Raw genomic sequence first — 12,351 nt, 5'->3', positions numbered from 1 at the left:
TCTAGCTTGCTCGGGGTTACCTGTTCTTGTCTATTTAGTAATAGCTTGATTTATAGGTGTATAATGAGGTAGTAGGTAGGTGATTATGACCCGTAAAAAGAACTGGCATAATATCAGCAATACAAATTGCGTAAACGATGAATTGTATGTGGACACCTACTCACTTTCCTGCTGCTATGCGCTCTCTGAACCCCAGTATCCGAGCCAAAGCGATCGAAATTGCAAATCAGATGCTCGAACAGGGATATGCCGATAAGCAACGTGTCATTACAATGAGCGTTGAAGAAGCACGTCGATGGGCCCGGTTGCGTACAGCAGATAATGTCGGTGTACCTACGTACGTCTAGTGCACCAGCGCTACGACGTCCGTCTTACGAATTTAATTTCTACGAGTTTGGAAAAAGATATTTACCGATCATTAGTACGTTGCGCAGTTCGCTGTGAAGCGGTCGCTGCTGAGTGTTCGGGTACGGACCGCAATGAAAGTCAATACCAGAGAATATTGTTGCATCTGGATTGTGCCAGCATTTGCCGCCAGGTGGCTATGCTTTACTTACGTGGAGCCGATAAGGTGCAGTCGCTAGCAAAAAACTGCATTCACGTCTGTGAGAGCTGTCTCCTACAACTACCTCCCCAGCAAGCCGGCAAAGAACTAGCCGAAAAAGCTTGCCTTGAAGCCATACAAAGCTGCTTGTCGATCATCAACGTTCCTCGCGTATCGGATCAATTACCGAACAAGGTTCCGGTTAACGTGTTTTATGGAGTAGAGATGAACGAACCAATGCGATACTAACAAGCTGGTTTGTCTGGCGAAAACATAAATCAACTCAACGAGATGGAAGCCAAAGCACAAAAAAACGACCAACTAACGAAAGTCAGAGACATGGTCAAAGACATTCGGGTAGCAATGATGACAACGGTTGACGAACAGGGAAACCTGGTCAGTCGACCTATGGCAACGATGCAGATTGATGAAGATGGGACGCTCTGGTTTTTCACCAAACGCACCTCACCGAAAGTAGAGCAAATAGATCATAACGAAAGCCGGGTCAATCTGTCGTTTGCCGATGTGGGCGATGCTGACTACGTGTCAATATCAGGTACGGCCACGGAAGTTTACGACAAGGCTAAAATCGATGAACTATGGGATGCACAGGTGAAGGCTTGGTTTCCAGATGGTAAAGATGATCCAGAATTGATTTTGCTGAAAGTCCATACTGATATGGCCGAATACTGGAACTCCAGTTCGAGCAAAATGGTCCGGTTTTTTGAACAGGCTAAAGCCGTGCTGACAGACACGACGCCAGATATGGGCGAGAACAAGAAAGTTTACAACTAAAAGATAAAGAACCGATAGGAGAGGGTAGCTAGCGTTTGAGGCTGGCTACCCTCTTTTTATGGGCCAATAGCTATGATTGTAACACAGACAAATACCGGTTGGGAAGTGATTCACCAACAAGCACATGGTTTATTGGCGGTTCAGATTGCTCAACACTGGCAGCAGGACAAGCGACCCGTTCATTGGATTGAAACCTTGGTTGCCCTTACCGAACATGACGATGGGCAGGACTCCTGGACAGACCGAAACCACTTGACTACTGTCGGAACCCCCTTGCCTTTTCAGATCCTTGAGTACTCGGTAGCCCAGTGTCGACGGTTGATCGAGATCGGACTGGAGAAAAGTCGATGGAATGCACTGATGCTGTCGATGCATACGTCATTTTTGTACGAAGATAAACGAGGAGTCGACCCGGCTCTGGACGGATTTCTGGATCAGCAGGTTACGAATCAGCAGGCTTGGCGTAAACTGTATAAAGCGTCCAAAGCTGAAGTGCAGTACGCGTACGATTTCGTGCAGTGGTGCGATGCGCTGTCTTTGATTCTTTGCCTGCATCAAATTCCGCCCGAATCACGTAGACTGGAAATCAGTCAAGGTCCTGACAAGGTGGCTTACTTTCTGTCGCAACGTACTGATGAGTCGTTAGTGGTTGACCCGTGGCCGTTCGACGTAGATGAATTCAGTGTACACGTTGAAGCAGCTGAGCTAACCCAGGTCATTTTTGCGAATGATGCTGAACTCTACCGGGTCATCCAGCAAGCGCCCATTGAGCGTAAAGAATGGCTTTTTAAGAAATAACAAACAAAAACGGGAGACCCATTTGAGGCTCCCGTTTTTGTTTGTTATTCACCAATTACCTAGCGAAGACGTAACAGAATTGACGACCGAGCCGGTACTGAGAATGGCTCAGCGGCTTTTGCTGGTTCCTGATCGGCGTGAACCGTGTTTTCGGCTGTATTGACTACAACTTCCCACTTCGCATTCTTCTTGTGCATCTTGGGCAGTGAAAAGTCAATATCTCCCCAGTATGCATTCAGGATCCAGAGCAACTGATCGTCACCAATACCATGACCATCTTCCGTTTGCTCATCTACCTTCTTGCCGTCGATGAGCAGGGCCAGACAGTGTGTGTTGCCATTGTTCAAATCGCCGTCTGTCATATGGTGCCCATCAGGCCGAAGGAAGGCAATCTGATCGGTCCCAAAGAACTTGCGACGGCTCAGAATAGGAAGTTCCTGGCGTAATGCCGTTAGTTTGCTGGTGAAATCGAAAAGAGCCTGTTGCTTATCGTTCCAGTCCCATTTCATCCAGCTGATTTCGCTATCCTGGTTATAACCGTTGTTATTGCCACCCTGCGTACGACCACATTCATCGCCCATGACAATCATTGGCGTTCCTTGGCTGAGTAGCAGCGTAGTCAGGAAATTACGTTTCTGCTTCTCGCGTAGTTCGTTGATTTCTGGATCGTCTGTTTCGCCTTCTGCGCCACAGTTCCAGCTCATATTGTCGTTCGAACCGTCTTTGTTATCTTCACCATTCGCTTCGTTGTGCTTTTCGTTGTAGCTAACCAGATCGTTCAACGTAAAACCATCGTGAGCTGTGATGAAATTGACGCTGTTGGCGGGTGAACGGCCATCATCGGCGTAGAGGTCAGGGCTGCCTAACAACCGTAAAGCTGTTTCGTTCGCTTTTCCTTCATCGCTTTTCCAGAAACCACGGAGTGCATCGCGGTATTTGCCGTTCCATTCAGACCAGCGAGCAGGGAAACCACCCACTTGGTACGACTGAATATCCCAGGGTTCAGCGATCAGCTTGATCGGGGCCAGGATTGGGTCCTGCGCTACCGCATCCAGAAACGACGACACGTTACCTGCTTCTTCGTCGGTACGTACCAGCGCCGAAGCCAGATCAAACCGGAAGCCATCAACGTGCATTTCGGTTACCCAGTAGCGAAGACTATCCATCACTACTTGCAGCGCCCGTGGGTGACTTAAGTTGAACGTGTTACCTGTTCCGGTGTAGTCCATGTAATGCTCTGGACTGTCGCTAACTTGGTGATAATATGCCCGGTTGTCGATACCCCGGAATGAGAGCATGGGTCCCATCTGGTTGCCTTCGGCCGTGTGGTTGTATACCACATCCAGAATAACTTCGAGACCAGCTTTGTGTAGCTCTTTAACCATGTTCTTGAACTCCGTTACCTGCTCGCCCGCCATACCTGACGACGAATAGGTATTCTGTGGAGCAAAGAAGCCGATGCTGTTGTACCCCCAATAGCTCTCATCGGTGAACTGGTGAATCGGCAGCAGTTCAACGGCCGTGATACCTAGTTTCTTCAGGTAATCAATGCTTTCGGGGGAAGCCAGACCCGCGTACGTTCCCCGAATCTTTTCGTCGATGGTAGGGTGGAGGTACGTAAAACCCTTTACGTGCATTTCGTAAACGATGGTGCGATGCAAAGGAATGTCCGGCCGTTTATCGTCTTCCCAATCGAAAGCAGAATCATCAATAATAACGCCTTTCGCCATCTGGGGACCACTGTCTTCAGCACTCATGACGAGATAACGGTCGTCAGCAGGATTTTTATAGTCGTATGCCAACCGGGAATCGTCGTGCGTCAACGGCTTATTGATGGCCCGTGCGTACGGATCCAGCAATAGTTTGTTTACGTTGAAGAACTGACCATTCTTTGGGTCGTAAGGACCATCAACCCGGTACCCATACAACTGACCCGGCTGGAGACCTTCCACAAAGATGTGCCAAACGAAGTCCGTCCGCTCGGTCATTGGAATTCGGGCTACTTCCTTCGTTGGATCGGCTGAATCGTATAAACAGACATAGACAGCCGTTGCAGATTCACTGAAGACGGCAAAATTGGTTCCTTCTCCATCGAAGGAGGCACCACGCGGATAGGGTTTACCTATGCGTGTTTGATAAGACTCCGAAGGGGCGGAAGTCTGAGGAGCATTACTCATAACGTAGAATACTGAAATAGAATGATTGTTAGGTTAACAAAACCCAGTAAACTAACCGGTAGTAGAATCGGAATGTTTTCAGTGAAGAGTATATGAGTAGTTTCACTCCAATAGGGCAGGTAGACTATGAACAAAAAAGCCTACCCCCAGTGGGGGCAGGCTTTCCAATCCCACCATTCACTACACTACCAAGGCCAAGCGAGACATAGCGGTATGTGCCGACTCAATGCTCTGCTTCTGGCGTAGCAGCAACTCGCGTGTGCTGGCTACTAAGTCCGTTTCTTGTAGAACCGAGTTGTAGTTCTCCAGGGCTTCCTGGTCACCACGTTTACACTCTTCTACAGTTGCTTTATCGTCATCTGACGCAAATGCTGATTTAATACTAATCCAGGCCCGGTGCAGGTCGGCTGCAATGCTTGTGCTGTTATCTGGCTCGGCACCTAGAGCGCGAATTTCCCGGTCTAATTCCATGGCAAACTCACCACGTTGACGAGACTGCTGAAGGAAAGTTTCTTTCAGTTCACCGTCTTTCGTTTTGTCGGCCGCTTCTTTATAACCTTCTTCTGCGTCGTGGCTGCGGGTCAGGAGTTTGTTCAGCTGATCGAGGATTTCACCTCTTGTTTCCTTAACATTCATAACGTTTTTCCGTTTGGTTTTTGTATTGAGTAAGAAAAGTTAATCTTCCTAGTCTATTGAGTAAATCAGAAAGTTAGCGTCCGTGTTTTAGAAAAGCTAACAAATTTATGCGCCGGTAGAGACCGTAGTCCGTTACCTGTCTATCTATGACTTAGAGGGGTCGTGGCCCCAGTTTTTTAGCGAGAATTCCCAGTTGGACTTCTCTGGATGCTTCGGCTCCTGAGCACTGTGGCGCTTGATGTAGCTAATAACTTTTCGCATGTGTGCATAGTCATCATCTGTCAGATCGTCGGCTTTCTTTTTTTTGATGTCGATGATCTTTTCACCGGACTTGTGCCCCATTGACTCATCATCCCCACCTTTCTTCTGACCGACTGATTTCGACTCGTCTGTGTCAAGCCATTTCTCAATAGCAGCAAGCGTCATGTTCACCAGCTTATCGAACTCCTGACGAACTTCTTTTTTGTCCTGGTCGTCCAGTGTACTTGCAGCCATAACTAATTATTTTTTGTCTACTTCACTTGCCGATTTAACTACTTTGGCATCATCTTGTTCGATGACAAGCGCGGGTTCCTCTTCGGAACCCTTACGCTTGATTTTCTTGCCTTTTATGACTTTCTCGACGTCTTCCTTGTGAACTTCGGTAACAATACCTTCGGCCTGGCCTTTGCCGTACTTCCACGTTACGTCGTCACCTTTTTTGATGGTTGTCATAATCTGATTGGCTTAATTATCTAGTTTACCATCTTTGGCGTCACGTTGCAGCTGCTTGTTGGCGAACACAGCAATATCGACGCGCCGGTTTTTCTGACGGCCTGCCTCCGTTGAGTTATCAGCAATTGGTTGTGTTTCCCCGTACCCTTTTTCTTTCACACGGGACGTCTTAACGCCCTGATCTTCCAGGTAACGTCCTACGGCATCGGCCCGGCGTTCGGACAGACGCTGGTTCAAGTCATCAGGCCCGGTAGCGTCCGCATGGCCTTCAATAACGATGTCAGTATCTTGGTACTTATTGAGTGTCTGAGCAAATTCCGTTAGTTGGCGCTTAGTAGCGGGTTTCAACTCAGCAGAATTTACGTCGAACAGGATATCAGATCCGAAGGTGATTTTGATTCCCTCGCCAACACGTTCAATTTCCGCGTTAGGCATGCTACGTTTCATTTCTTCAGCCTGCTTATCCATCCGACGGCCGATAATTGCGCCACCGGCTCCGCCAACAGTAGCGCCAATGATAGCCCCTAATGCTGTGTTCCCTGTCTTCCGACCAATGATACCGCCTACCAATGCACCACCACCGCCACCTACAGCGGCACCTTTTTGCGTCTTATTCAGATTACCCCCTGAGTTTTTACAACTCGTCATTGTGCCCGCGGTAAGAACACTGGCGGTCATCAGAATCGCAAGTGACTTAGTCCCGGTACTTTTTAGTTTGTTATTCATTGTTCGTGAGTGTTTGGTATAGCCATATTGAGCCCAAATGCTGTACCAGAATATAATGCTTATACTCAGCGTCTACAGTACTTGCGTACCTAACTGGCAGATTGTTAGATTCTTATCAATAGGCTATTAATTTGCTGTTGCTCAATGTGAATCGCTATTAGCGAACTCAGTTTATAGACTTGTCGGGGAATGGATACCTTTTTCTTGTAGAATAGCTTCTACATTCTCTGTCAAGATGCGGAAGCGAAGAGGGGACAAGAAATATATGTATGAATAAGTGCCGACTAAATTTTTATGAACCAATCTTCTGATTATTAGCAAGTTGTCTCCGTACTTGTTTTGTAAACAAATGGTTACTAAACAAACGAAATAGCTCAATTCTGCGTTTTATGAGAGCATTGATACTTTATCCAAAGCTCTCAAAGAACTTCTATGAAATTAACAAATATGCTGCTGCTGGTCAGCGGCTTTCTGCTGTTTACGCAAAGCAGCTGCCGGGTAGATGAAGTAACACAACCTGAAGAAGTAGTACCAGCTCGAACGTTAATCAGTAGTACACCTATCGCTCAGTACACCGTTGCTCAATTACGCAGCAATTACACTGGGGTGCTGTCAGCTCTCCAGTTTTTTATCCGCCACGGAATTAAAGTTTACAAACTGGAATACACGACAACCAATACGGACGGGAAGTCCGTAACGGCTTCGGGGGTCATGATTGTGCCTGCACCTGAGAATGGTACGGCATCGGTACCGATAATGAGTATGCAGCACGGTACTATTTTAAGCGACAGCGATGCCCCGTCCTATTTCCAGTCGAGCAGTGAAGTCACTACGTTTGGCTCCGTATTTGCCTCTCAGGGTTACATCATCGTTGCGCCCGATTATATTGGGTATGGATCATCGAAAGATCTGCCACACACGTACGAGCAACGTAACGGTCTGGCAACAGCTTCGCTTGATATGTTGCGGGCTGCCCGAAACTTTCTGAGTGACAATACCGCTAGTAACGTTAGCTGGAATAAACGTCTATTCCTCGCTGGATATTCGGAGGGTGGTTATGCTACGCTGGCGCTGCAGAAGAAGATCGAGGAAGAGACAAAAGGGGAGTTCGACCTGGTAGCATCAAGCTGCGGGGCCGGCGCCTATGACAAACCTACGTTTATGCGTACGATTGTCAATGAGCAGACGAGTGGTATTGCAGGCATCAATCGATTGTACGTCTGGGTACTCCAAACGTACAATCGTGTTTATGGGCTGAATCGTCCCATGTCATACTACTTCAAGGAGCCGTACGCATCACAAATTGCGTCACAGGGCGTTAACGCCAACATAAACGTCAGCCTGAATACGACGTTTACGGATAGCTTCAAGCAGGCGATCAACAATGGAACCGATACCGATTTTCTGAAGGCTGTGCAGGATAATGATATTCACGACTGGAAGCCCTCTACACCGACCCGCCTGTATCACGGTGATGCAGACGAAACGGTGCTGTTTCAGAACTCGCAGAATACGTACGACGCGATGCAAAAACGGGGTGCCACTAACGTGGCGCTGTATCGGCTGGCCGGACGTACCCACGCTACGGGTATTCTTGACTTCGTGCTGGGTACGTATAATTTCTTTGGTACGCTGAATCAGTAAACCACACTCACAAACAAGACAAAGCCCCGACAGGTCAATCTGTCGGGGCTTTGTTGTTACTTGATAGTTATGATGGAGTAAGCTGCCTGATTCGACTGGCGGGTCACTTTACCAACTGTCGTCTGCACTCGATCATCATCGTGAATAAGCAGTAGTCGGTGCCGATCCAGGGGGGTAAGATCTTCGGCTTTATGACCCAGATGAAGCGGTTTGCCCATCGCGTCTGTGATCAACGTGAAGGGCTTATTAGCGTACAGATCGTCTGGCCTGATAACCCAGAGGTAGGCATCCAGTTGCTTGTTGACCTCCAGCGACGTTAATAGCCAGAAACATTGACGGTGGGGATCGTATTCGAGACTGGAAAGCGCCAATGGCTGGGGTAGCTCGGGGTGAGCGCTAGCCGGGTTAAAGTCAGTGATTAACGTCCAATCGTCACCCAGAACGATCCGTTCCTGGGTCCCTTTTTTTTCTACTCGGTACGAAACGCTAATGATCTTAGCCCGGTGCGTAAAGTCGCTGTATGACTTACCTTCTTCCCGCACACCGAAAAACAACTTATTCTCTGTAGCCGCCAGTCCTTCTATCTTAAAATAAGGCATACCACCCGGAAACGCATCATTTGCTAAAACCTTCGCCAGATGCTGCCGAATGTTAATCGATGAGGTCGCTGCTTCGTCCGTTGCCAATACGTGCGGATTGGCTTCGTCGCCGGTACGCCAGTAGAGAATGGTGTTGTAGCCATCCCAGTCGGTGCTGCCTGGCTTGATCCGGTCAAAAGCCGTAGCCAGCAGCACAAACCGTCCGTCGGGCGTCCGGGCAAAGTCTTCGTACTTATGAGCGGCTGCGTACGGAGGGGCCATCAGATACGCTGGACGGGTCGTATCGGCGATCTGAGCAAGACTACGGCTAAAGACCGGACTCTGATCGGCGGGTGCGTCCTTATCGTTGGCAAACAAAAGTTTTGTGCCGTCGTACAGCACGGCTGATACTTCACACCATAGCAAATTGTCTCTCGCAACCGTATTCGGAGAAAAGCAACTCAGAAAGCCTTCTTCGGTAATGGTAGCAGTGGTCGGGAGCGTGTTACCGGTATGGCGTTGGCTGACCCGGCAGCTATAGCCAGCCAGCGTCAGAAAAGCTAGCCAGCAGAGAATACGTTTGTTCATAGAGTAAAATGAGGGGCAATGTAAAACGTCCGCTTCGGTTCGATAAAACCGAAGCGGACGCTAAAAGTAAAAACGATTGGTAAAAGATGAAATAAACTACTTTGCCCGGATCACCCTGGTTTATTTACCGTCCTGGTAGTAGTATTTCATTTCGCCCCGATCTTTCTCCACGGCAGTACGGCCATCTTTCATCCAGATTGGCATGGGCGCGTCCTTGAGGTAGTAGTCAAAGAACTGGTACAGGCGAATGCTCAAATCCTTGGCATTATAGCGTTTAGTGAGGTTATGGCCCTCGCCGTTGTAGACCAGCATCCAGACGGGTTTGCCCAATCGACGTAACGCCGAGAAGAATTCAATACCCTGATACCAGGGTACCGCGCCATCGGCATCGTTATGCATCATTAGCAGGGGCGTTTCAACCCGGTTGGCGTAGAAGAGGGGCGAGTTCTCGATGTAGTTCATCGGCTTGTCCCAGAGCGTACCGCCAATCCGACTTTGCGTTTTTTCGTACTGAAACGCCCGGCTCATGCCCGTTTCCCAGCGGATACCGCCATATGCCGATGTCATGTTGGCAACGGGCGCCCCGGCCATAGCGGCACGGAACAGGTTAGTGCGCGTAACCAAATAAGCCGTCTGATAGCCACCCCAGCTCTGTCCTTGAACACCGAGCCGATCGCGGTCAACGAAGCCCCGATCGAGTAAGCTCAGCACACCCGGTACAATACAGTCGTACGCATTGGGGCCTGGCTGGCCGGTTGTGTACACGATATCCGGAACAAAAACCAGATATCCATTCGAGACGCAGTACGGAATGTTGATCGTCGACCGGCTAGGCGAAGGCGCTTTGTAATCATTCAACGTTTCTGCGTTTCGTTCGTAGAAATACGTCAGCATGGGGTATTTCTTGCTGCGGTCGAACCCTTCGGGTTTGTACAGCAACCCTTCGAGCTTGACGCCGTTGGTACCCATCCAGCTTACCAGTTCGACGCTACCCCAGCGAATGCTATCCTGCTGCGGGTTGGTGCGTGTTAGTTGAGCTGGGCTGGCCAGCGTTGTATCGGTCAGGAAGATGTTAATCGGCTCCTGAAAATTACCCTTGTAGAACGTTAGCGTCGACGCATTCTTGGCTTTGCTCAGCCCAAAATACCGGTGGTTGCTGTGCTGCATCACCGTGGGTTCGGTGGCTGTCGTTGCGTTTTTGCTCTTCAGAATCCCGGTTGATTTATCTTTTTCCCAGATGCCAGTCAGGTAGAGTTCCGTTGCCGGGTCGATGGCTGGATCATCGTTTAGGCGGCTGAACAATTCAGCGCGGTTAAACTGGTTCAGATCAGCGCGACGCAACCGCACGTTGTTTTTACGTCCCCAGCCCGCCGTGATCGTCTGGGGCTTCTCCCGACCGGTCGGATCGATCTGCCAGATGTCGTAGCGATCATACAGCCAGACGTAACGGTCGCCGGTTGTCCAGCCCGCCGAACCGTAAGCGCCGGGCAGACTCGGCGTGTCGTGTTCTTCATCAAAGAATTTGCTGGGAAGACCCCGGGTCAGATCAATCCGTTTACCAGCTGTAATATCCCAGGCCCGCCAGAGCGAATCCCGTTCGTCGAACCAGTACGCGTATTTTCCACCGGGCGACAGTTTGGTATCCGAGGCCATCACGTCGTTGGCGATCCGCTTCTTCTCGCCCGTCTGTGCATCGATCAGGTATAGGTCCGTATGGCCAGGGTCCCAGGATGCCTGCACCTGATACGGTAAATCGCTCATACCGATGAGGTAACGGGTATTGTTTTTCGGATCAAAGCTAACGGTTGGAATCTCGCGGTTCGCCAGCAACGTAAGCTTATCCGAACCCAGATCAAAGACGGTCAGATAGCCCCGCTCTTTCTCTTCCTTCAGCCGTCGTTGCTGCATGGGTTGCAGGCGCGTATCGGTCCAGCTCCAGACATCCATCTTCACTTTCTCATCGTCGGGCGTCAGCGAATCTTTTACCGATTTCGGCGCGATGGGAGAGGTCGAGAAGAATAGCCGCTTGCCATCGGCCGTAAAGACCGGCTCCCGGTACTCGTTCACCGTCCAGCCCTTGGGTAAGGCCGACTTCGCGACCGAATCCACCAGGGTTCTGGTAGCGTTGCTAGGAGCAGGGCTGCCCTTCTTTCCTTTCTTTGCCACGACTGGCGCCAGGTTTTTGTAGAACAGGGAGAAGATTTTTACCTCCGAACCAGCGCTATCAGCCGAGGCCATCCAGGCGACCTGTTGGCCAGCCTTATCAACAGCCAGTCCTTTATAGATTTTCCGGGTAGCATTGGTGTCAATCAGCGTAATCTGCCCATTCGTTGTGTTGAACAGAAACACCCCCGGAATAGCTGTCTGCCCGGCTTTCAGTGAATCACTAGCCGACTCTCGGCTGTAGAAAACCGACTGGCCGTTGTCTGACATCGCTACGTTCGATACGTAACGGATCATCTTCCGGGTACCATCGGCCATATTGAACAGGATCAGGTCATCACCTTTCGGTTTCTTGACGGGCCCACGCCGGGTAGTAACGGTTGTTGTTGATACGGGAGGAAGAGCCGGTAATGTGTCGCCCTTCGATTGAGCACTAGGGCGAGAAGCCGCAGTAGCCGGGCGCTCTTTTTCGCCTTTGGGTTCCTGCACAACCGCCAGCCACGAACCTGCTTCCTTGCCGAGCTCAAACGATTTGACGTTCGGCATTCGCGTGGTTTTACCCGTTGCCAGGTTCATCACCAACAGGCTATCTTTAGGTAAGTCGTCCGATTTTTTCTTCTTGAGTCTGGCCTGACGCGTATCGGCGTAAGGCGCTTTCAGACGCATGACCAGAAATTTACTGTCGGGGGTAAACTGGGCCATGTAGCCACGGGGGAAAACCGATTTGTGGCGATTGTCTTTCTGGCCGGCGGGCACTAGTTCCAATCGGCCATCGCCTTCCTGCGGGTCAATCTGGTAGGTGAGCCAGCGGCCGTCGTTGGAGATTTTCTCCGTCCGGACGCTTTCCCAGCGGTCGTAATCAGCAGCGGTCAGCGGACGCTTTGGCGTCTGGGCAAAGAGCGGGCTGGCTAGAAAAAGCCCAACCAACAGCTTTGAGTAACGTTTCATCATATTTCAGGTTAGCTAACCGACGAAACTACTTAAAAAT

The 12,351-nt window shown here is 49.9% G+C and carries 12 protein-coding genes; 5 read left to right on the top strand and 7 right to left on the bottom strand.

What is annotated here, in order from left to right:
* Window positions 1-176: 176 nt before the first annotated feature.
* The 4 genes from ACYVAD_RS07915 to ACYVAD_RS07900 all read left to right on the top strand — a co-directional run bounded on the left by ACYVAD_RS07915 (window position 177) and on the right by ACYVAD_RS07900 (window position 2,137).
* A complete protein-coding gene (locus ACYVAD_RS07915) occupies window positions 177-347 on the top strand; it encodes a DUF2188 domain-containing protein (RefSeq protein ID WP_461138942.1) in 171 nt (56 codons plus the stop codon).
* Between the two features lie 197 nt (window positions 348-544).
* On the top strand, window positions 545-793 hold the full coding sequence (locus ACYVAD_RS07910; protein ID WP_461138941.1) for a hypothetical protein: 249 nt from the start codon (window positions 545-547) through the stop codon (window positions 791-793).
* Window positions 794-835: 42 nt separating this feature from the next.
* Complete coding sequence (locus ACYVAD_RS07905) at window positions 836-1,339, top strand: pyridoxamine 5'-phosphate oxidase family protein (RefSeq protein WP_461138940.1); 504 nt, start codon at window positions 836-838, stop codon at window positions 1,337-1,339.
* Between the two features lie 72 nt (window positions 1,340-1,411).
* Entirely contained in the window at window positions 1,412-2,137 is a 726-nt protein-coding gene (locus tag ACYVAD_RS07900; protein WP_461138939.1) for a DUF3891 family protein, read from the top strand.
* A 59-nt stretch (window positions 2,138-2,196) separates the two neighbouring features.
* On the opposite strand, the gene glgX is transcribed toward ACYVAD_RS07900, so the two are convergent.
* From glgX to ACYVAD_RS07875, 5 genes are all read right to left on the bottom strand, one after another.
* Window positions 2,197-4,314 carry a glycogen debranching protein GlgX gene (gene glgX, locus ACYVAD_RS07895; RefSeq protein ID WP_461138938.1) on the bottom strand — a complete coding sequence of 706 codons (2,118 nt, stop codon included), beginning with the start codon at window positions 4,312-4,314 and terminating at the stop codon, window positions 2,197-2,199.
* Between the two features lie 180 nt (window positions 4,315-4,494).
* On the bottom strand, window positions 4,495-4,950 hold the full coding sequence (locus ACYVAD_RS07890; protein WP_461138937.1) for a ferritin-like domain-containing protein: 456 nt from the start codon (window positions 4,948-4,950) through the stop codon (window positions 4,495-4,497).
* 144 nt (window positions 4,951-5,094) lie between these two features.
* Complete coding sequence (locus ACYVAD_RS07885) at window positions 5,095-5,445, bottom strand: DUF3140 domain-containing protein (RefSeq protein ID WP_461138936.1); 351 nt, start codon at window positions 5,443-5,445, stop codon at window positions 5,095-5,097.
* Window positions 5,446-5,451: 6 nt separating this feature from the next.
* On the bottom strand, window positions 5,452-5,664 hold the full coding sequence (locus ACYVAD_RS07880) for a hypervirulence associated TUDOR domain-containing protein (protein WP_461138935.1): 213 nt from the start codon (window positions 5,662-5,664) through the stop codon (window positions 5,452-5,454).
* 12 nt (window positions 5,665-5,676) lie between these two features.
* Window positions 5,677-6,390 (bottom strand): OmpA family protein, encoded by a 714-nt coding sequence (locus ACYVAD_RS07875; RefSeq protein WP_461138934.1) that lies wholly within the window; start codon window positions 6,388-6,390, stop codon window positions 5,677-5,679.
* A gap of 432 nt (window positions 6,391-6,822) precedes the next feature.
* Between ACYVAD_RS07875 and ACYVAD_RS07870 the strand changes: the two genes are divergently transcribed.
* Window positions 6,823-8,034 (top strand): alpha/beta hydrolase family protein, encoded by a 1,212-nt coding sequence (locus ACYVAD_RS07870; protein ID WP_461138933.1) that lies wholly within the window; start codon window positions 6,823-6,825, stop codon window positions 8,032-8,034.
* Between the two features lie 56 nt (window positions 8,035-8,090).
* Here the strand turns inward: ACYVAD_RS07870 and ACYVAD_RS07865 are convergent, their stop codons facing one another.
* Together ACYVAD_RS07865 and ACYVAD_RS07860 are read right to left on the bottom strand one after the other, a co-directional pair.
* A complete protein-coding gene (locus ACYVAD_RS07865) occupies window positions 8,091-9,200 on the bottom strand; it encodes a hypothetical protein (protein WP_461138932.1) in 1,110 nt (369 codons plus the stop codon).
* A 120-nt stretch (window positions 9,201-9,320) separates the two neighbouring features.
* Window positions 9,321-12,311, bottom strand: a complete 2,991-nt coding sequence (locus ACYVAD_RS07860; protein ID WP_461138983.1) for a S9 family peptidase — start codon at window positions 12,309-12,311, stop codon at window positions 9,321-9,323.
* Window positions 12,312-12,351: the final 40 nt, after the last annotated feature.

This window comes from Spirosoma pomorum (assembly GCF_054776615.1).
The sequence above is the reverse complement of the archived record's forward strand: the minus strand, read 5'-3'. Positions and strand labels throughout refer to the sequence as shown.

Coding starts and splice junctions, on each gene's coding strand:
- ACYVAD_RS07905 (WP_461138940.1), top strand. CDS start 836: ATGGAAGCCAAAGCACAAAAAAACGACCAACTAACGAAAGTCAGAGAC.
- ACYVAD_RS07890 (WP_461138937.1), bottom strand. CDS start 4,950: ATGAATGTTAAGGAAACAAGAGGTGAAATCCTCGATCAGCTGAACAAA.
- ACYVAD_RS07880 (WP_461138935.1), bottom strand. CDS start 5,664: ATGACAACCATCAAAAAAGGTGACGACGTAACGTGGAAGTACGGCAAA.
- ACYVAD_RS07860 (WP_461138983.1), bottom strand. CDS start 12,311: ATGAAACGTTACTCAAAGCTGTTGGTTGGGCTTTTTCTAGCCAGCCCG.
- ACYVAD_RS07900 (WP_461138939.1), top strand. CDS start 1,412: ATGATTGTAACACAGACAAATACCGGTTGGGAAGTGATTCACCAACAA.
- ACYVAD_RS07910 (WP_461138941.1), top strand. CDS start 545: ATGCTTTACTTACGTGGAGCCGATAAGGTGCAGTCGCTAGCAAAAAAC.
- ACYVAD_RS07885 (WP_461138936.1), bottom strand. CDS start 5,445: ATGGCTGCAAGTACACTGGACGACCAGGACAAAAAAGAAGTTCGTCAG.
- ACYVAD_RS07870 (WP_461138933.1), top strand. CDS start 6,823: ATGAAATTAACAAATATGCTGCTGCTGGTCAGCGGCTTTCTGCTGTTT.
- glgX (WP_461138938.1), bottom strand. CDS start 4,314: ATGAGTAATGCTCCTCAGACTTCCGCCCCTTCGGAGTCTTATCAAACA.
- ACYVAD_RS07865 (WP_461138932.1), bottom strand. CDS start 9,200: ATGAACAAACGTATTCTCTGCTGGCTAGCTTTTCTGACGCTGGCTGGC.
- ACYVAD_RS07875 (WP_461138934.1), bottom strand. CDS start 6,390: ATGAATAACAAACTAAAAAGTACCGGGACTAAGTCACTTGCGATTCTG.
- ACYVAD_RS07915 (WP_461138942.1), top strand. CDS start 177: ATGCGCTCTCTGAACCCCAGTATCCGAGCCAAAGCGATCGAAATTGCA.